Annotated in this window: 17 protein-coding genes; 4 read left to right on the forward strand and 13 right to left on the reverse strand. The window is 68.6% G+C overall.

Features of this window, described 5'->3' with window-relative positions:
• Both AADI75_RS09525 and AADI75_RS09530 read right to left on the reverse strand, forming a co-directional pair.
• The coding region (locus AADI75_RS09525; protein WP_341208798.1) for an isoaspartyl peptidase/L-asparaginase at positions 1-679 on the reverse strand (679 nt) is incomplete at its 3' end.
• Between the two features lie 438 nt (positions 680-1,117).
• Entirely contained in the window at positions 1,118-1,390 is a 273-nt protein-coding gene (locus tag AADI75_RS09530) for a DUF1488 family protein (RefSeq protein WP_184504280.1), read from the reverse strand.
• A 213-nt stretch (positions 1,391-1,603) separates the two neighbouring features.
• Between AADI75_RS09530 and AADI75_RS09535 the strand changes: the two genes are divergently transcribed.
• A complete protein-coding gene (locus tag AADI75_RS09535; protein WP_028965277.1) occupies positions 1,604-1,849 on the forward strand; it encodes a hypothetical protein in 246 nt (81 codons plus the stop codon).
• Positions 1,850-1,908: 59 nt separating this feature from the next.
• Positions 1,909-3,261 (forward strand): L,D-transpeptidase family protein, encoded by a 1,353-nt coding sequence (locus AADI75_RS09540; RefSeq protein WP_341208799.1) that lies wholly within the window; start codon positions 1,909-1,911, stop codon positions 3,259-3,261.
• A gap of 21 nt (positions 3,262-3,282) precedes the next feature.
• Here the strand turns inward: AADI75_RS09540 and AADI75_RS09545 are convergent, their stop codons facing one another.
• Together AADI75_RS09545 and AADI75_RS09550 are read right to left on the reverse strand one after the other, a co-directional pair.
• On the reverse strand, positions 3,283-3,828 hold the full coding sequence (locus tag AADI75_RS09545) for a (2Fe-2S)-binding protein (protein WP_341208800.1): 546 nt from the start codon (positions 3,826-3,828) through the stop codon (positions 3,283-3,285).
• A 56-nt stretch (positions 3,829-3,884) separates the two neighbouring features.
• Complete coding sequence (locus AADI75_RS09550) at positions 3,885-4,241, reverse strand: PilZ domain-containing protein (RefSeq protein ID WP_341208801.1); 357 nt, start codon at positions 4,239-4,241, stop codon at positions 3,885-3,887.
• A gap of 137 nt (positions 4,242-4,378) precedes the next feature.
• Between AADI75_RS09550 and AADI75_RS09555 the strand changes: the two genes are divergently transcribed.
• A complete protein-coding gene (locus AADI75_RS09555) occupies positions 4,379-6,511 on the forward strand; it encodes a histidine kinase dimerization/phosphoacceptor domain -containing protein (RefSeq protein ID WP_341208802.1) in 2,133 nt (710 codons plus the stop codon).
• Between the two features lie 52 nt (positions 6,512-6,563).
• On the opposite strand, the gene AADI75_RS09560 is transcribed toward AADI75_RS09555, so the two are convergent.
• Genes AADI75_RS09560 through AADI75_RS09575 form a run of 4 tightly spaced genes read right to left on the reverse strand, consistent with a single transcriptional unit; the run spans position 6,564 to position 9,493 of the window.
• Complete coding sequence (locus tag AADI75_RS09560; protein ID WP_341208803.1) at positions 6,564-7,082, reverse strand: biliverdin-producing heme oxygenase; 519 nt, start codon at positions 7,080-7,082, stop codon at positions 6,564-6,566.
• Positions 7,083-7,087: 5 nt separating this feature from the next.
• Positions 7,088-8,320 (reverse strand): M20 family metallopeptidase, encoded by a 1,233-nt coding sequence (locus AADI75_RS09565; protein WP_341208804.1) that lies wholly within the window; start codon positions 8,318-8,320, stop codon positions 7,088-7,090.
• A gap of 52 nt (positions 8,321-8,372) precedes the next feature.
• Positions 8,373-8,975, reverse strand: a complete 603-nt coding sequence (locus tag AADI75_RS09570) for a peptidylprolyl isomerase (protein WP_341208805.1) — start codon at positions 8,973-8,975, stop codon at positions 8,373-8,375.
• Positions 8,972-9,493: a hypothetical protein gene (locus AADI75_RS09575; protein WP_341208806.1), complete on the reverse strand. Its 522-nt coding sequence runs from the start codon at positions 9,491-9,493 to the stop codon at positions 8,972-8,974. The genes AADI75_RS09570 and AADI75_RS09575 overlap by 4 nt, the downstream gene beginning before the upstream one ends.
• 145 nt (positions 9,494-9,638) lie before the next feature.
• Here AADI75_RS09575 and AADI75_RS09580 point away from each other — a divergent pair, with 145 nt between their 5' ends.
• On the forward strand, positions 9,639-9,977 hold the full coding sequence (locus AADI75_RS09580; RefSeq protein ID WP_341208807.1) for a phasin family protein: 339 nt from the start codon (positions 9,639-9,641) through the stop codon (positions 9,975-9,977).
• 126 nt (positions 9,978-10,103) lie between these two features.
• Here AADI75_RS09580 and AADI75_RS09585 read toward each other — a convergent pair whose 3' ends face one another.
• The 5 genes from AADI75_RS09585 to AADI75_RS09605 form a co-directional block, all read right to left on the reverse strand.
• Entirely contained in the window at positions 10,104-11,660 is a 1,557-nt protein-coding gene (locus AADI75_RS09585; protein WP_341208829.1) for an efflux transporter outer membrane subunit, read from the reverse strand.
• A complete protein-coding gene (locus tag AADI75_RS09590; RefSeq protein WP_341208808.1) occupies positions 11,660-14,965 on the reverse strand; it encodes an efflux RND transporter permease subunit in 3,306 nt (1,101 codons plus the stop codon). Before AADI75_RS09590 ends, AADI75_RS09585 begins: the two co-directional genes overlap by 1 nt.
• 6 nt (positions 14,966-14,971) lie before the next feature.
• Positions 14,972-16,195 (reverse strand): efflux RND transporter periplasmic adaptor subunit, encoded by a 1,224-nt coding sequence (locus tag AADI75_RS09595; RefSeq protein ID WP_341208809.1) that lies wholly within the window; start codon positions 16,193-16,195, stop codon positions 14,972-14,974.
• 109 nt (positions 16,196-16,304) lie between these two features.
• Positions 16,305-17,072 (reverse strand): enoyl-CoA hydratase/isomerase family protein, encoded by a 768-nt coding sequence (locus AADI75_RS09600; RefSeq protein WP_341208810.1) that lies wholly within the window; start codon positions 17,070-17,072, stop codon positions 16,305-16,307.
• Positions 17,069-18,235, reverse strand: coding sequence for an acyl-CoA dehydrogenase family protein (locus AADI75_RS09605; RefSeq protein ID WP_341208811.1), 1,167 nt, complete (start codon positions 18,233-18,235; stop codon positions 17,069-17,071). Before AADI75_RS09605 ends, AADI75_RS09600 begins: the two co-directional genes overlap by 4 nt.
• Positions 18,236-18,392 lie beyond the last annotated feature (157 nt).

An 18,392-nucleotide genomic window follows, 5' to 3' on the forward strand; every position in this document is an offset into this window, starting at 1 on the left:
CGACCTGCGGCGAATCGCCGACACGGCCGCGCATCTTGAACGCCATGCCGGAGGTGGTGCACGCGCCCGCCATCCGCCCGCCGATGTCACGCGCGAGCAGGCCGATCGTGTCGTGATCGAGCGCGCCGCCTGGCGTCACATGCCGCTGCGTGCCGTATGTGCCGGTTTCGCTATTGGCGACCGGCTGGTAGTTCGCGGTCTTCAACCAGTCGCGCCACGCCTGCTCCGCCTCGGGGGCCAGCAGCTTCTCCTGCGGGAAACCCTGATCGCGGGCAAAGCGCGTCGCGCCCTCACCGACGAGCAGGGTGTGTGGCGTCTTCTCCATGACCCGGCGCGCGACCGAGATCGCATGCGTGGTATTCTCCAGCGCGGCGACCGCACCGACCGCGCCTGCATCGTCCATGATGACCGCGTCGAGCGTGACGTGGCCGTCGCGATCGGGATAGCCGCTATAGCCGACCGAGTGATTGTTCGGATCGGCTTCCGGCACCTTCGCACCCGCCTCGACCGCGTCGAGCAGCGAACCGCCCGCCCTCATCGCCGCGAACGCCGCGTCGTTCGCCGCTGCCCCGAAATCCCAGGTCGAGACGATCATCGCGCCGCCCCCGCGTGCCGCCGCTGCGGGTGCCGCGGTGCCCAGCGCCGCCATCCCGGCCATCACCGATCGCCTGTCCGTCATCCGGTACGCCCCTCGCATTGTTCGCCGCCCACCATGCACGTCCGGCCGGCGGTCGCAACGACAAGCTGCATTGGTCTTGCGTGTGGGACTATCCCGGTATCGACCCGTATGGGACGATCCCGCATGGCGCTAATGCAAAAGGCCGCGGGTATCCTCCCGCGGCCTCCTGCACTTTTCGCTTCGTCACCGGGCAGCGCCCGCGATGACGGGTGACGGCAGTTCCTATCTCTGGGGCGCGCGACGCGCGAGAACCACGACCATCGCCAGCGTGCCCAGCGCGCCGACGGCACCGACAGCGATCACCATAATGCTTGGTAGGTCCATCATCCTCTCCCTGCCGCATCATGGCGGCTTTTCGTTTTGTGCGTGGGAGAGTGGACGCAAGCGGCGATCACTGCAATGATTAACTCAGCGCCGCCTCATTATTGCGTACCGTGGTTACTCGAGATCGCTCTCGCTGACGATGATCGGCTGTGCATCGGCGTTGCGCGCCAAGGCCGAAAGTGCCGCGTCGACAATCGTGTCGGAAAAGCGATTGAACATGTCGATCGCGTCGCCGTCGGGCGCATCGCCGCTCAATGCTTCCAGCACATCATATTGAACGGCGAACTCATATTCGTCGCCATCGGCCTCGCCGCTGAACTCCACCTGCCGCTCGTCGATGTTGTCGAGCAACGTGCCCATGTCGATCTCAAGCCGGTCGATCGCCATCCATTGGTCCTTTCGTTTTCGTCAGCAGCGAGAAAACGGAAGCGGCGGCGATGTTCCGTCCGCACCGTTCGATCAGGTTAACCATACTGGCGCGCGGCGCGCACGTCCGGTCGCACCACGGATGGTCGGCGACGCGGTGATGGATCAGCGATAGGGCACAAGGGAGATCGGCACGTCGACCACAGGTCGCTGATGCCAAAGGGAGATAGTTCAATGCGTCATCGTTCGATCATGCTCGCCGCGTGCGGCATGTTGATGCTGGGGGCCTGCGCGAAGAAGGCGCCGCCGGCACCGCCGCCCCCGCCGCCGGGGGCCGTTGCCGGCAGCCATGCCGCGGATCGCGATGGCGACGGGATCGTCGACGGCTATTACACGTCGGACGGCATCTATCACCCCTATGCGCCGCCGGCCCCGCCGCCGCCGCCGCCCGCGCCGACGCGCCGCGGGGAACGAGGCTGATCATCCGCCTGTCGGGAGAGCGGCAGTGCAGCTCTCCCCTTGTCGGGATCGCGGCCATCGTGCTGACGGTCGCCGCGCCACTGGCGTCGGCGGCCGCAGCCGTGTCGCGCACCGCAAAGGCGACCGCGGCCAACGCCAAGCCGAAGGCGGGCGGCCGGACGGTCAAACCGGCAAGAGCAAGGACCGCCGGCTCCGCCGCCGATCAGGCGCGCGACCGCGCCGTCGCCGCTGCGATCCGCGCCGCTGCGGGCGGCTGGATGGCGCGCGTTTATGCGCAGCGCAACGACGCGCCACTCTGGACGAGCGGCGGGCGGATCGGTCCGGCGGCGGAGACGCTGATCGGCTATCTGCGCAACGCCGATCTCGATAACCTCGATCGCTCGTCCTACGATGTCGAAAAGCTGCGCGTGCAGATCGATGCGGCGCGCGGCGGCGATCCGGCGCGGGTCGCGGCGGCCGAGCTGGCCTTGTCCGACACCTTCGTCCAGTTCGTGCGCGACCAGCGCAAGCCGCGCGACGTGGGGATGAAATGGGCCGATCCGGCGCTCAAGCCGAAACGCCCCAAGCCGGAAGCGGTGCTGCGCGCGGCGACCTTTCCGAAATCCTTCGCCGGATACGTCAAGGACATGGGCTGGATGAGCCCGCGCTATGTCGCGCTGCGCGAGCTGTCCGCACAGGCGCGCGCGGCCGGGATCGCACCCGCGGCGCTGACGCGGCTGCGGCTCAACCTCGATCGCGCGCGCATCCTGCCGGGACCATGGACGCGCCATGTCGAGGTCGACGCCTCCTCGGGCCGGCTGTGGTATTACGAAGCGGGCGCGACGAAGGGCACGATGCGCGTCGTCGTCGGCACGCGCGAGACGCAGACGCCGATGCTTGCCGGCACGCTGCAATGGGCGATCCTCAACCCCTATTGGAACGTGCCCGATTATCTGGTGCGCAAGAACATCGCGACCAAGGTGCTGGCGGGGCGCACCCTGGCGTCGCTCCATATGGAGGCGCTGAGCGACTGGACCGCGAGCGCGCGCCCGATCCCGGCCAGCGCGATCGACTGGCCGGCGGTGGCGGCGGGCAAGCGCGAGTTGCGGCTGCGCGAGCTGCCGGGCCCTGCCAATTCGATGGGCAAGGTGAAGTTCCTGTTCCCCAATACCGAGGGCATCTACCTTCACGACACGCCCAATCGCGCGCTGCTGGCCAAGGATGACCGGCATTTCAGCAACGGCTGCATTCGGCTGGAGGACGCAGCCCGGCTCGGCCGCTGGCTGATGGGGAAGCCGCTCAATCCTGGGAAGAAGCCCGAGCAGGCCGTCGCGCTGACCGCGCCGACTCCGGTGTACCTCACCTATCTGACCGCCATCGGCGGCGCGCGCGGGCTCACCTTTCGTGACGACATCTATGGCCGGGATGGGTGAGCGTTATCGCCGGCGGACGGATTACCGCCCGCCGGCCGGATCGAGCGCGGGCACGCGCCGCGCCGCCTCGGCGGGCTCGATTCCCGGTCGCGGTGCGGCGGGCAGGCGTTCGTCGCCGCGGATCGCGCGGCCCGCGCGCTGGATCGCCTCGATCAGCCGCGGATAGATGCCGCAGCGGCAGATGTTCGTGATCCCGGCGCGAATCGCCGCGTCGGACGGCATCGGGTCGCGCTTCAGCAGCGCGGCGGCGGCCATGACGATGCCGGGGATGCAATAGCCGCATTGCGGGACGTTCTCGGCGATCAGCGCAAGCTGCACCGGATGCGCCCGCTCGCGCGACAGCCCCTCGATCGTCGTGACGAACGTTCCCTCGACCGCGTGCAGCGCCACCTGACACGACCGCACCGCCTTGCCGTCCACGTCGACGGTGCACGCGCCGCAGCTTCCGGTGCCGCATCCATATTTGGTGCCGGTCAGGTTGGAGGCGTCGCGCAGCGACCACAAGAGCGGCGTGTCGGGTGCCATCCGATATTCGACGGCCTCGTTGTTGACGGTCAGGCGGGTCATGCGCCGGGACTATCCGCGCATGGCGTGCGCAACAAGCCGCCTGCGGCGATCGGGCGTTACCCGTCCCGGCGGCGGTAGGCGTGGTGGATGTTGTTGATCCAGCCTGCACTCGCCTTCGGCCCGGTCGCGCCGCGATCGCGCGGCTTGCGGGCTTCGGCCAGATCGATCGCGCCCTTGGTGAAATGCAGCCCGGCCAGCGTCGCCGACGTCCACATCACCTCGGCGGGCAGATCCAGCAGCGATCCCATCGTCACCGTCACCTGATCGCCCTTGGTCAGCTCGCCCGGATTGTCGATACACGCGCCGGTGACCGACAGATTGCGCACCCGCGCCTCCACCGCCCGCTCGCGATGGTCGATGCGGGCATACAGGATCACGCTGCTGCGCGGTTCACGGGGCGGAGAATCGGACATTGGGGCCATCTTAGCACCGACGTGGCGAACAGGCGGTTAACATGTCTCGCCGTTACGGCGGGGCTGATTTCGATTAAACCCCTTGATCTGCATAAGAATGGTTGCATGCCGCTGCGGCATTGAAATAGTGCCGACGGATGGATCCGCATCCCGCGTCGGACGACGCGCTTCTTTCGCCGTCCAGTGCCCTCACGCCGTGTGATCGCGAACCTATCCACCTTTCGGGTGCGGTGCAGCCTCACGGGGTGATGCTGGTGGCCGACCCGCGCACGCGGCGCGTCGTCGCGGGTGCCGGCGCGATCGAGGACGTGCTGACCCCGGACTGGCTCGGTGCGGACCTATCGGTGCTGCTCGATCAGGATATCGCGGCCTTGACCGAGGCGTCGCCGGGGCCGGGGGGCACCGTGCTCGGCGCCACCGTCGCCGGGCATGACGTCGCGCTGCACCGGGCCGGGCCGTGGCTGATCGCCGAACTGGAGCCGAGCGAGGCGACGCCGGGTACGGTCGCCGCGACGCTGGGCTGGCTCGATACGATCACCGCCGGGTTCGAGCGGACGGGCACGCTGCGGATGCTGAGCGACCGCGCCGCGGCGGCGTTTCGCGCGCTGACCGGGTTCGACCGCGTCATGATCTACCGCTTCCTCGACGACGACGCCGGCTGCGTGATCGCCGAGGACCGCGATCCGGCGCTGGCGTCGTTCCTCCACCATCACTTCCCGGCGAGCGACATTCCGCGGCAGGCGCGCGCTTTGTACGTGCGCAACCGCACCCGCGTGATTCCCGACGTCTCCTATGTTCCCGCGCCGCTGCGCCCGGCCGGGTTCGAGCAGGTCGATCTCAGCGACGTCGCGATCCGCAGCGTCTCGCCGGTGCACGTCGAATATCTGCGCAACATGGGGGTGCAGGCGTCGGCGTCGATCTCGATCGTCAAGGACGGGCTGCTATGGGGCCTGATCGCCTGCCACAACATGACGCCGCGCTTGATGCCGCGCAGCGTCCGCGCCGCCGCGGCGGCGATGGCGAGCGCGCTGGCGCGGCAGATCCTGGCGAAGGAAGAGGCCGAGGCCTATCGCGTCCGGCTGGCGCTGCGCAGCGAGGAGGACGCGCTGCGCCCGCTTCTCCAGCAAAGCGATCCGTTCCGCGTGTTGGCCGAGCGGACCGACGAGCTGCGCCGGATGTTCGATGCCGACGGCCTCTTGCTGGTCCGCGACCGTACGGTGCTGTCGACCGGCGTGGCCCCCGCCGATGAGGATGTGTTCGACCTGCTGCGCTTCGCGGCGCTGCGCGAGGATGGCCCGGTGTTCGCGACCCGCGAGCTGGCGACCGACTGGCCCGATGCCGCCGCGTTCGGGCCGATCACCGGCGTGCTGGCGCTGCGGATCGACGATCGCCACACGTTGATGTGGCTGCGGGTCGAGCAGATCGAGGAGATCGAATGGGCGGGCAATCCGCACAAGGCGATCCCGCACGATCCCGACGCGACGCTGCACCCGCGCGCCTCGTTTGAATCATGGCATGAAACGGTGCGTGGTCGCGCCCGGCGCTGGACGCTGGAGCAGATCGAGGGCGTCAACCGCCTGCGCCGCCTGCTGCGCGAGGCACGCGCGTCGAACGAGCTGCGCCGGTTGAATCAGGAGCTGGAGCGCGCCGGTGCCGAGAAGGATGCGCTGCTCGTGCAGAAGGACCTGCTGATGCGCGAGGTCGATCATCGCGTGCAGAACAGCCTGCAACTGGTGTCGTCGTTCCTCGCGATTCAGGCGCGCGATGCCGGGCCGGGGGTGGTCGCGGACCAGCTGCGCGAGGCCCGCTCGCGGCTGTCGGCGGTCGCGCTGGTGCACCGCCGGCTGTACCGCGAGGACCAGATCGAGACGATCGACCTTAGCCGTTATCTCGGCGAGCTGATCGAGGACCTGAAGGCGTCATTGGGCGACGAATGGTCGCGACATATGATCCTGTCGATCGCGCCGGTGCTGATCCCCACCGACCGCGCGGTCAACATCGGGCTGATCGCGGCCGAGCTGGTCATCAACGCGACCAAATATGCCTATCCGGGGCAATCCGGCGGGCCGATCGAGATCACGCTCGAACAATATCGCAACCGCCTGCGGCTGATCGTCGCCGATCAGGGCGTCGGCAAGCAGGGCGACGGCGAGGGGTTCGGCAGCCGGATGATGCGCGCGGTGATCCAGCGGATCGACGGGCAGATGGACTATCTCGACAACGAACCCGGCCTGCGCGCGGTGCTGACCGCGCCGATCGAGCCGGCTTAGGTTCGCTGAGAAGGGAAACCGGAAGAACAATCCGGTCGTCAGGCGGACTTGGTCAGTCTGCTTCCGCCGCATCGGCATAAAGCGCGAAGGTTGCCAGCGCGCCCGCGATCATCCGCGCGGTCCAGTCGCTGTCCTTGCCGATTGCCGCCTCGTCCAGCGCGATGCGGATGGCGCGCCACTGGCCGGATGCGTGCACCGCGCCGAGATACCGGCCCGGCATTTCCGGCGGCACCTGTCGCGCGAGCATCGCGCCGCCCAGTCGCGACCCTTCGACGACATACAGCACGCCCCACAGGGTCGCCGCATCGTCACCTGGCGCGAAGGGCAGGGGATCGGGCGCTGCGACGCCCAGGTCGGTGAGATCGGCCGCCAGCAACGGCGCGCGTACCGGTAGTGTCCGCGCGAACGGCAGCGCTGCCATCACCCGCTCCGCCGCCGGCAGCGCACGTCCGTGTGCCAGCAGGAAGCGGCGATACGCTTCCGGCGACGCCAGATCGTGCGCGCCGAACGCGGCGTCTACGGCCTCATGCGCGGCGCCGGTCGCGTCGCGCAGCATCGTCATCGCGGACATACGGGTCAGTCCAACCCGCGCTCCAGAAAGCGCTCCGCCACCGCGCAATGCATCGCGACTCCGGTGGCGAGCACATTCTCCTCGATCGTCATTCGCGTGTTGTGGAGCGGCGGGTTGGTGCGCCAGTCGCTGCCGGCGGGAGCGACCCCGACGAACGCCATCGCGCCCGGCACTTCGCGCAGCACGTAGCTGAAATCCTCGCCGCCCATCATCGGCGCGGGCATCGCGGTCCAGCCCGCGCCGCCCGGCACCTCTGACGACAATTCGCGCAGCAGTCGCGACGCGCGCGCGTCGTTCACGGTCACCGGATAGCCTTCCTCGATCGTCGTCTCGGCGACGCAGCCGTGCGCGGCGGCGATCCCCTGCGCGATCTGGTGGAACGCCGCGCGCATCGCGGTGCGCGTCGCCTCCGACAAGGTGCGCAGCGTCCCCATCAACTGCACGTCCTCGGGGATGATGTTGTGCGACGATCCGGCATGGATCTGCGTCATCGTCAGCACCGCCGGATCGGCGACGGGCACGCGCCGCGCCACATGCTGTTGCAGCGCGGTGACGATCGCGCAGGCGACCGGGATCGGGTCGATCGCCTCGTGCGGCATCGCGGCATGGCCGCCCTTGCCCCGGATCGTCGCCAGCACCGTGTCGGTCGAGGCGAGCATCGCGCCCTCGCGCCCGACGAACATCCCCGCCGGCGCGTTGGGGAGGATGTGGAGCGCGAAGGCGGCCTCGGGCCGCGCGACGTCGAGCAGCCCGTCGGCGATCATGTGCCGCGCGCCGTGATGACCTTCCTCACCGGGCTGGAACATGAAGACGATCGTCCCCGCCAACTCCTCGCGCCGCGCGCTCAGCGCTTTTGCCGCCCCGACCAGCATCGCGGTATGCGCGTCATGCCCGCAGGCGTGCATTTTGCCGGGGACGGTCGAGGCGAACGGCAGCCCGGTCTCCTCGCTCATCGGCAACGCATCCATATCGCCGCGCAACAGCACCGTGCGCCCGTTCGACCCCGCGCCGCCGGTCCGCCCGCCGCGCAGGATCGCGACGAAGCCGGTGGTGCTGGTGCTGTCGTGGATCTCGAGCGGCAACCCGGCAAGCGCCGCCTTCGCCTTGGCGGTGGTCAGCGGGCAGTGCAGCCCGACCTCGGGCTCGGCATGGATCGCCCGGCGCAGCGCGATGACGTCGGCCAGTTCGGCGGCGCCGATCGCGGTCCAGTCGGTTCGGGTGGCGAGCGTGCTGGTCATGACGGACTCCTTCGGTCACCGCTGTAACCGATCCGTCATGCCGGCGGAAGCGTCAGGGGGCGCGGCGTGCGCTGGTGATCCGGATCGCGGGCGCGAGCATCTGTCCCTTCATCGCACCCTCGCCCAGCGTCGGCGAGGTCGGGGCGAGCAGGATCTTGCGGATCACGTCCATCCCCTCCAGCACGCGGCCGAACGCCGCGAAGCCGGGCTGTCCGTCCTTCGCGTCCATCGAGGTCAGGTCGCCGACCACGACGAAGAAATCGCCGGTCGCGGTGTTCGGCGCGGCCATCGCCATCGAGATCGTGCCGTCGGTGTGGCTGAGCCCGGTTTGCGTCGTCGGCTCGAACTTGATCGGGGGCAGCGTGCGCTTGGCGTCGTTGCGCGTCCCGAACTGGACGATCCCGTAGCCGTCGGCGACCTTCACCGCGCGATAGAAGGACACGCCGTCCAGCTTCTTGCCGTCGACATATTTCAGGAAATTGGCGGCGGTGATCGGCGCGGCCCGGGTGTCGACGCCAATCACGATCGGCCCGGCCTCGGTGGTCAGCACGACGCGGGTCAGCGTGGTCGGGGCGGGAGCGGTCGGCGCCACCGGCGGTGCGGCGGGCGCGACCTGCGGCAGGGCGAGCACCAGGGCGACGAGTTCCGCGATCATGCGGCACCTTGCGGCGCGGGCGCGATCAGCACCGGCAGCGTGGCCGTCGCCGCGCCGGTCAGTTGCAGCACATAGCGGCCGGTGGCGAGGCGATAATCGACGATCTTGCGGATACCGCTGCACGCCGGTCCGTGGCTATGTGCGGCGGAGGGCAGCGCACGTCCGCCGCGCACCACCTCGATCCAGGCCCGCGCGCCGAGCGCGATCCGGTAGGTCCCGGGCCGGGTCACCTGAAACAGCGCCATGCCGGCATTGGTCCCCGCACCCAGGTCACGCGTCGGCGGGGCGGCGGGGGCCAGCCGGTCGAGCGGCACCAGCCGAAGTTCGGCGGCACGGCCGACCGCTATCACCGGCGCGTGGCGTGTCGCTGCCCCGGCCTCCAGCGCGACCCGCGTGCTCCAGCTCTCGAAGCCGATCGGCAGCGGTGGGCGGATCGCGGCGCACGACGGCTCGGGCGCGGGCACGTCCTGCGCGGAAAAGGACGCCGAGGCGAGCAGCAGGGACAAGACGAACGACATTCACGGGGCTCCAGGTAACGGCGCTTCATACCGCTCCCGGCGCGTCGCGACCAGCCCGGCGATCGGGCGCCGGCGGCAACCAACGACCGGCTTGCCGGGTTCAGTGCAAAGGTGCAGCCTGCCGCTACGGCAAGGGAGAGCGAAAATGACCGATCAGCACAACGACATGAACCGCGCGGCGGCCGATGCGGCGCAGCAGGCGACCGACCGCCTCCGCGCGTCGGGCCAGCATATGATGGAAAGCGGCCAGACGATCAGCACCAAGATCCTGGATCAGGTCGAGGCCAACACGCAGGAAGCGTTCGCGGCGATGCGCGCGGCGGCGCAGGCCAAAGATCTTTCGCAGGTGATGCAGATCCAAAGCGACTTCCTGCGCAGCCAGAGCCAGCGCTCGATGGAACAGGCGCGCGAGATCGGGCAGCTGATCATGCAATTCGGCCGCGCGGCGGTGGCACCGGGCAGCGGGAACGAGTCGAACGGTTGATCTCGGCAGGCGAACGGTGGAAACTTCAACCATCGTTCGCCCTGAGTTTGTCGAAGGGCGTGCGACGGAGCACGTGCTTCGACAGGCTCAGCACGAACGTGGAATTGGGGCGATGGGCCGGTAGTTTCAGGGTTGCGGCGTGTTGACGCTGCCGCTCACCGGTCGCGGCCCCTGATCGGTGACGTCGAGAAGCGAATCCCCGCCAAGCGTTCGATACAGCGTCACCAGATTGGTCGCGCGCACCAGTTGCGTCGCCACCAACGTCCGCTGCGCCGAGTACAATTGCCGCTGCGCGTCGAGCGAGGTCAGATACGTGTCGATCCCGCCACGATAGCGTGCATTGGTCAGGTTCAGCGTGTCGACCGCCGCCGTATAGAAGCGCCGGTTGGCGGCGAGTTGCTCGGTGATCGTCCCGCGCCGGGCGAGCGCATCGGATACTTCACGGAACGCGCTCTGGATCGTCAGCTCGTAAGTGGCGAGCGCCGCATCGCGCTGCGCCACGCTGTAATCGACGTTCGCGCGGCCGGCGCCGGCGCGGAAGATCGGGTAGCTCGCATTCGGCGCCACCGACCAGTTGAACGCATCGCCCGAGAACAACGTGCGTAGCGCCGTGCTCGCGAAGCCGACGAGCCCGGTCAGCGAAATGCGCGGGAACAGCGCGGCGCGCGCCGCGCCGATTTCGGCATTGAAGGCGCGCAGCGAATATTCGGCCTGCACCACGTCGGGGCGACGCAGCAGCACGCCCGAATCGATTCCGGCGGGCAGTTCGCCGATCGTCTGCGCGGCCTGCTCGATCCCCGCCGGGAGTTGCGCCGCGTCGATCGGCGCCCCGACCAGAAGTTGCAGCGCATTGACGTCCTGCGCCAGCAAGGTGCGCTGCTCGGCGAGATCGGCCTCGGCGGTGGCGAGGATCTGTTCGGCCTGCCGCACGTCGGTGCGCGGCGAGACGCCGCCCTGACGTCGCGCGTCGGTCAGCCGCACGCTGGCGCGCGCCGCGACCGCGGTCTGCTCGGCGACGGTCAACAGGCTCTTGTCCGCGGCGTAGTTGAGCCACGCGCTGGCAATGTCGCCGATCAGCGTCAGACGCGTCGCGCGCGCCGCCGCTTCTTGCGCGAAATAGCGCGACAGCGCCGCACCGGTCAGCGAGCGAACGCGCCCGAACAGGTCGATCTCGAAGGCGGTGACGCCAAGCTGTGCCTGAAAGGTGCTGTTCGATCCCGACACCACCGTCGTCGTGCCGGTGCCGGTTCCGCCGGTCCCGGTCCCGCTGCCGGTGCCGCCGGTGCCCGTTCCCGTCCCCGTGCCCGTCCCGCCGGTGTTGACACCGGTGTTCACCCCGGACCGGCTGCTCTGGCGATAGCTATAGGCACCCGTCGCGTTGAGCTGCGGGAACAGGTCGGCGCGCTGGATGCGATATTGCGCGCGCGTCGCCTCGATATTGGCGACCGCGACGCGCAGGTCACGATTGTTGACCAGCGCCTGATCGATCAGCGCCTGCAACCGCACGTCGCGGAAGATGTCGCGATAGGTGACGCTGGGCAGCGCCGCCTCGCTCTGGCGCAGATAGGCGTCGCCGACCGGCCATGACGTCGGCACCGGCGGGGCAGGGCGGATGTAGGTGGGCGCGAGCGAGCAACCCGCGAGCGCGGCGGAGGCGCAGAGCGCGGCGATCAGGCGAGTCATCATGCCCCTTCCGGCGCGGGCAGCGCGGGCTTGTCGATCGGACGCGGCAATTGCTTTGGCGCGTCGGGTTTCGCGTGGCCGCCGTGATCGTGCGGGCCGTCGTCGTCGGGGCCAGGTCCAGAGCTGGGATCGGCACCGCGCCGCAGCCCGCTCCAGCCGTCACGAAACCCGCGGCGGACCAGCACGAAGAACAACGGGATGTAGAAGATCGCCAGCACCGTCGCGGTGATCATCCCGCCGATCACCGACGTGCCGATCGCGATGCGGCTGTTCGCGCCCGCGCCGGTGGAGATCGCCAGCGGCAGCACGCCGAAGATGAAGGCGAGGCTGGTCATCAGGATCGGGCGCAACCGGATCTTCGCCGCGGCCAGCGCGGCGTCGATGACGCGCTTGCCCTTCTTCTCCTCCTGCTCGGCGAATTCGATCATCAGGATCGCGTTCTTCGCCGCCAACCCCATCGTCGTCAGCAACCCGATCTGGAGATAGACGTCGTTGACCAGCCCGCGCAGCGTCGTGAACAGGATCGCGCCGATCAACCCGAGCGGGATCACCAGCAACACCGCGAATGGGATCGACCAGCTTTCGTACAGCGCAGCGAGGCACAGGAAGACGACGAGGATCGACAGCCCGTACAGCAACGGCGCCTGACCCGACGACAGCCGTTCCTGGAACGACAGCCCGGCCCATGACACGCTGGTTCCCGGGACCTGTCCGGCCAGTTCCTCGATCCGCGCCATCGCGTCGCCGGAGCTTTTCCCTTCGGCGGCGGCGCCCTGGAATTCGTAGGACGGGATGCCGTTGAACCGCGACAGCGTCACCGGCGCCTGGCTCCAGCCGATCTGCGAGAACGCCGCGAACGGCACCATCTGCCCGTTCGATCCGCGCACGAACCATTGGTTCAGGTCGGTCGGCGCGGCGCGATATGGCGCATCGCCCTGCACGAACACGCGCTTGACGCGCCCGCGATCGACGAAGTCGTTGACGTAGCGGCCACCCCACGCGGTCGACAGCGTGGTGTTGACGTCGGCCTGCGTCAGCCCGAGCGCGGCGAGCTTCTGCTGGTCGATGTCGATCTTCAGCGTCGGCGTGTCGGGCAGTTCGGTCAGTCGCACCGAGGCGAGCGCCGGATCGGCGTTGGCGGCGGCGAGCAGCTTGTCCTTGGCGGCGGCGAATTGCTCCTGCGTCAATCCGCCGGAATTCTGCAATTCCATCGTGAAGCCGTTTGACTGGCCCAGCCCGCGCACCGCCGGCGGCACCAGCGCGAAGACGCGCGCGTCCCGCAAGCCCCGGAACGCCGCCGAGGCGCGCGCGACGATCGCGTCGGCGGTATTTTCCTTGCCCTCGCGCTTGTCCCACGGCGCGAGATTAACGAAGCCCTGTCCGGTGTTCTGCCCGCTCGCGCCACCGCCGCCACCGCCGCTGACAGTGAACATCGTGACCACGTTCTTGCCCTCGCTGGTGGCAAGATAATTCTCGACCTGATGCTGGACGTCCTCGGTCCGCGAGCGCGTGGCACCGGCCGGAAGCTGGAACTGGACCAGCGCCGCGCCCTGATCCTCGGTTGGCAGGAAGCCGGTCGGCATCCGCAGGAACAGCACCGCCAGCAACGCGACCGTCAGCAGATAGATCAGCAGGAACAGCGCCTTGCGATCGATCACTCGGCGCACGCCCGCAACGTAGCGCGCCACGCCGCGATCGAAGGTGTTGTTGAACCCGTCGCGTGCGCGCTCCAGCCCGTGTGCGACACGCGGGAATTTGCGGCCGACCCAGCTTTCCTCGATCGGATCGCCGTGCTGGTCGTGCGTCTGCTTGAGCAAGGTCGCGGTCAGCGCTGGCGACAGGATAACCGCGACCAGCACCGACAGCACCATCGCCGATACGATCGTCAGCGAGAACTGGCGATAGATCACGCCGGTCGACCCGCCGAAGAACGCCATCGGCAGGAACACCGCCGACAGCACCAGCGCGATCGCGACGAGGGCGACGGTGATCTCCTTCATCGACTCGATCGTCGCCTCGCGCGGGGTCATGCCGGGGTTTTCCTCCAGCAAGCGCTCGACGTTCTCGACGACGACGATCGCGTCGTCGACCAGCAGGCCGATCGCGAGCACCAGCCCGAACAGCGTCAGCGTGTTGATTGAGAAGCCCGCGACATAGAAGACCGCGAACGTGCCCAGCAGCACCACCGGCACCGCGATCGCGGGCACCAGGGTGGCGCGCCAGCTTTGCAGGAACACGAACATGACGATGACGACCAGAATGATCGCCTCGATCAGCGTCTTGACCACTTCCTCGATCGACAGCTTGATGAAGTCGGTCGTGTCGTTGGCGAAGGCATAGGTCACGCCGGCCGGAAACGCCTTCGACGCCTGCTCGACCTGCGCCTTGACCAGCTCGGCGGTCTTGAGCGCGTCGGCGCCGGGTGCGAGCAGTACTGCGATGCCGGCGCCGGGGTGGCGGTTGACGCGGCTGAACGCATTGTAGCTTTCCGCGCCCAGCTCGATCCGCCCGATATCGGCGAGGCGGACCGTGCCGCCGTCCTGCTCGGTCTTGAGGATGATCTTGGCGAACTGGTCGGGGGTCTGGAGCCGCGACTGTGCGGTGACGACGGCGTTGAGCATCTGCGTCGACGGGCTCGGCTGCCCGCCGATCTCGCCCGCCGCGACTTCGGTATTCTGGTTCTGGATCGCGGTGATGACGTCGCCGGGCATCAACTGGTAGCTGTTGAGCTTGGCCGGATCGAGCCAGATCCGCATCGCATATTGCGAGCCGAACACGTTGGTGTCGCCGACGCCCTGAATACGTCCGAGCGGGTCCTGCAGGTTGCTGACCAGATAGTCCGAGACGTCCTGATTGGTCAGCTTGTCGGTCGTGTCATAGACGCCCACGATCAACAGGAAGTCGGGGTTCGACTTGCGGACCACCAGACCCTGTTGCTGCACCTGCTGCGGCAGGCGGCTCAGCGATTGCTGGACCTGGTTCTGGACCTGCACCTGCGCGATGTCGGGATCGGTGCCCTTGTCGAAGGTGGCGGTGATCGTCACCGATCCGCGGCTCGACGAACTCGATTGGAAATACAGCAGCCCGTCGATGCCGGTCAGTTGCTGCTCGATAACCTGCGTGACGCTGTTCTGGATCGTCTGGGCGTTCGCGCCGGGGAAGGTGGCGCGGATCGACACCTGCGGCGGCGCGACGTCGGGATATTGCGCGATCGGCAGCGACAGGATCGCGCCGACCCCGGCCAGCATGACGATGATGGCCAGCACCCATGCGAAGATGGGGCGGTCGATGAAGATGCGGGACATGCCGGCCTAGCCTGCCTTGCCCTGTCCGCCACCGGATTGTTTCTTCATTTCCTCGGGTGAGGGGGCCTTCACCGGCTGCGGCGCATTGGCGGGCACCGCGCGGATCTGTGCGCCGGGACGAAGGTTGGCGAGGCCCTGCGTGATGATCTTCTCGCCCGGCTTCAGCCCGTCGGTGACCACCCAATAGGCACCTTGCGTGCGATCGGCCTTGACGTTGCGCTGCTCGGCCTTGCCGTTCGCACCGACCACGAACAGCGTCGCATTGCCCTTGGCATCGCGGCTGATCGCGGGTTGCGGCACGAGGAAGGCATTCTTCAGGATCGACTGCGCGAACTCGGCGCGGACGAACATGCCCGGCAGCAGCAGGCCCTGCGGGTTGGGAAAGCGCGCACGCAGCGTAACCGTGCCGGTGCTCGGGTCGACCACGACCTCGGCGAACTCGACGGTGCCCTTGATCCCGTAATCGGTGCCGTCTTCCAGCTTCAGCGTCACCTCGGCACGCGCCGGAGCGGCGCCACCGGCCGCCAGCGCGCGGCGCAGCGCGAGCAGGTTGGCGCTCGATTGCTGGATATCGACGAAGATGGGGTCGAGCTGCTGGATCGTCGCCAGCGGATCGGTCTGCGTCGCGCTGACCAGGGCGCCGACCGTGAACAGCGAACGCCCGATCCGCCCGGTGATCGGCGCGGGAACGGTGGTGAAGCGCAGGTTGACGCGCGCGGTATCGAGCTGCGCGCGATTGACGTCGATCGAGGCCGCGGCCTGCCGCTGCGTCGCGACCGCGTCGGTATAATCCTGCGCGCTGATCGCCTCCATCTCGGCAAGCGGCTTGTAGCGGTCGGCCCGGATCTTCGCGGCGGCGAACGTCGCCTGTGCGTTGGCGACGTTGGCGCTCGCCTGGTTGGCGGCGGCGCGATACAGCGAGGGGTCGATCTGGTAGAGCGGCTGGCCGCGCTTCACGAGCGCGCCCTCGGTGAAGAAGCGCTTCTGGATCACGCCGGTGATTTGCGGACGCACCTGCGAGCTTTCGTAGGCGACCGTCCGGCCGGGCAGTTCGCTGATCGTCGGCACCGCGGTCGGCTGTACCACGACATAGCCGACCGTGGTCGGCCCGCCGCCGCCGGGGCCACCCGCGCCGCCCTTGCCCGTGGCCTTCTCGCCGTCGCCGCCACCGCTGCAGGCGGCCAGCGCAAGCGCCGCCGCAAGGCTCGCCAGCCCGGCTGCGTCGCGCATCCGCCGTACCATCAAACGTGTTGTCACTATGTGCCTGTCCGAACCCCGAGGGTGTCCCCGGCTAAGCGCTATTTGTCGCAAATGTTTCGCACCGGCGAACATTTATTCGTCACCCGCGTCGAAACTTTCCCGGCCGGCGCTCGGCCACCGCCCGCAAACCCTCCCGGAAATCATCGGTTTGCATCAGCCGGTCCTGCTCGGCGCGTTCATGCTCGGTCCGCTCGCGCACCGCCTCGGCCAGCCCGGCGCGCAGCGTCGCGCGTGTCGCCTCCACCGCCAGCGGCGCGTTGGCGGCGATCTCGGCGGCGAGCGCCTGCGCGGCGGCGCGCGCGTCGGAGGCGATCTGATCGACCAGCCCGTAAAGCAACGCCTCATCCGCCTTCACGCGCCGCCCCGTCAGCAGCATCAGGCTGGCGTGCTGCCCCCCGATCACACGCGGCAGGGTCAGGCTGATCCCGAACCCGGCGTGGAAGCCTAGCGTCACGAAATTGGCCGAGAACTTCGCCTCGGGCGCGGCGACGCGAAAATCGGCGACCAGCGCGAGCCCGAGCCCGGCCCCGACCGCCGCACCCTGAACCGCCGCGACGATCGGCTTCTTCGCCGAGAACAGCCGGTAGGCGCCGCGGTACAGGGCAGGGGTCTCGCTCTCGCCGTGCTCGTCAACCAAAGGTTTGTCGCCGGTCAGGTCGGCCCCGCCGCAGAACACGCGCCCTTCGGTCGCCAGCACCACCGCGCGCACCTCCGGATCGGCGTCGCATTCGTCGAGCACGTCGGCCAGCGCATGGATCAGCGCGGCGTTGACGTGGTTGTGCGGGGGGCGGTCGATCACGACGGTGGCGACATGCCCCTGGCGGGTGACGGTCAGATGCTGCTTCATGCGCGGGTTCCCAGCAGGTTGCGGGCCACGACCCAATTGTGGATCTCGGTCGGGCCGTCGTAGATCCGCATCAGGCGGATTCGCGCTGCCATCTGCGCCAGCGGCAGCTCGCGGGTCATCCCCATCGCACCGAACGCCTGCATGACATGGTCGAGCACCTCCCACGCCATTTCCAGCGCGAAGCTCTTGAGCATCGACACTTCGGTGCGCGCGTCGCGGCCCTGATCGATCTTCCACGCACAATCATAGGCCATCAGCCGCGCGGCATGGATGCGGATCGCGGCATCGGCGACCCAGTTCTGCACCGTCTGCCGCTCGCTCAGCGGCTTGCCGAAGGTGGTGCGCTGCGGAGCATAGTCGACCAGCATGTCGAGCGCGCGCGCCGCCATCCCGATCGCATTCGCCGCCATCTCCGCGCGGCGCGTGTTGAGCCGCAGTTGCATCGGCGCGAACCCCTGACCCTCGGTGCCGAGCAGTTTCCATGCCGGCACGCGGCAATCGTCGAGCGCGACCTCATAGGTGGTCTCGCCGCCGATCATCGGGATCGGGCGCACCACCGAGAAGCCTGGCGCGTCGCGATCGACCAGGAACGCACTCATCCCGCCGCGCTGCCGCTTCTCCTTGTCGGTGACGGCGATGACGATCGTGAAGTCGGCGCGGTCGGCCTTGGTGATCCAGATCTTGCGCCCGTTGAGTATCCAGTCGTCGCCGTCGCGCACCGCGGTCGTCTTCATGCCCGCGGGATCGGAGCCCGCGCCCGGCTCCGAAATGCCGATCGCGGAGATCGTCTCGCCGCGCACGTACGGCGCCAGATATGCGTCGCGTTGGCGATCGTCGACGGTGGCGGCGAGCATCCGCAGGTTCGGGCTGTCGGGTGGCAGCGTCCACGGCGCGATCGTCCTGCCCAATGCCTCGTTGACCGCGACCATCGCCACCGCGGGCAGGTCGGTCCCGCCGACATCGGCCGGTGCATCCAGTCCCCACAGCCCCAGTTCGCGCGAGATGCGATCGACCTGCGCGCGCTCGTCGGTGGTCAGCTCCAGCCCGTGCCCGGCGGCATCGCGCTCCAGCAGGCCATTCTCCAGCGGCACCAGCTCGTCATCGACGAAGCGTCGTACCAGCTCGGCGATCATGCGGTGATCGTCGTCGAGGTCGAAATTCATGCGCTCTCCCAGCGTTCGTTGCCGCCGGTCCTAAGCGGTCGGCGCGACGTGCGCCAGCGGTGTCGATGGTCGGAAGCGAGGCAACCGTTTCGCCGGTGGATCGTTGCCGTGGCACGGGAGATCAAACCGGATAGCCGGTCTCTTCCGCGCAAAGGGG

Origin of the sequence: uncultured Sphingomonas sp. (genome assembly GCF_964021865.1) — a bacterium.
GTDB lineage: Bacteria > Pseudomonadota > Alphaproteobacteria > Sphingomonadales > Sphingomonadaceae > Sphingomonas.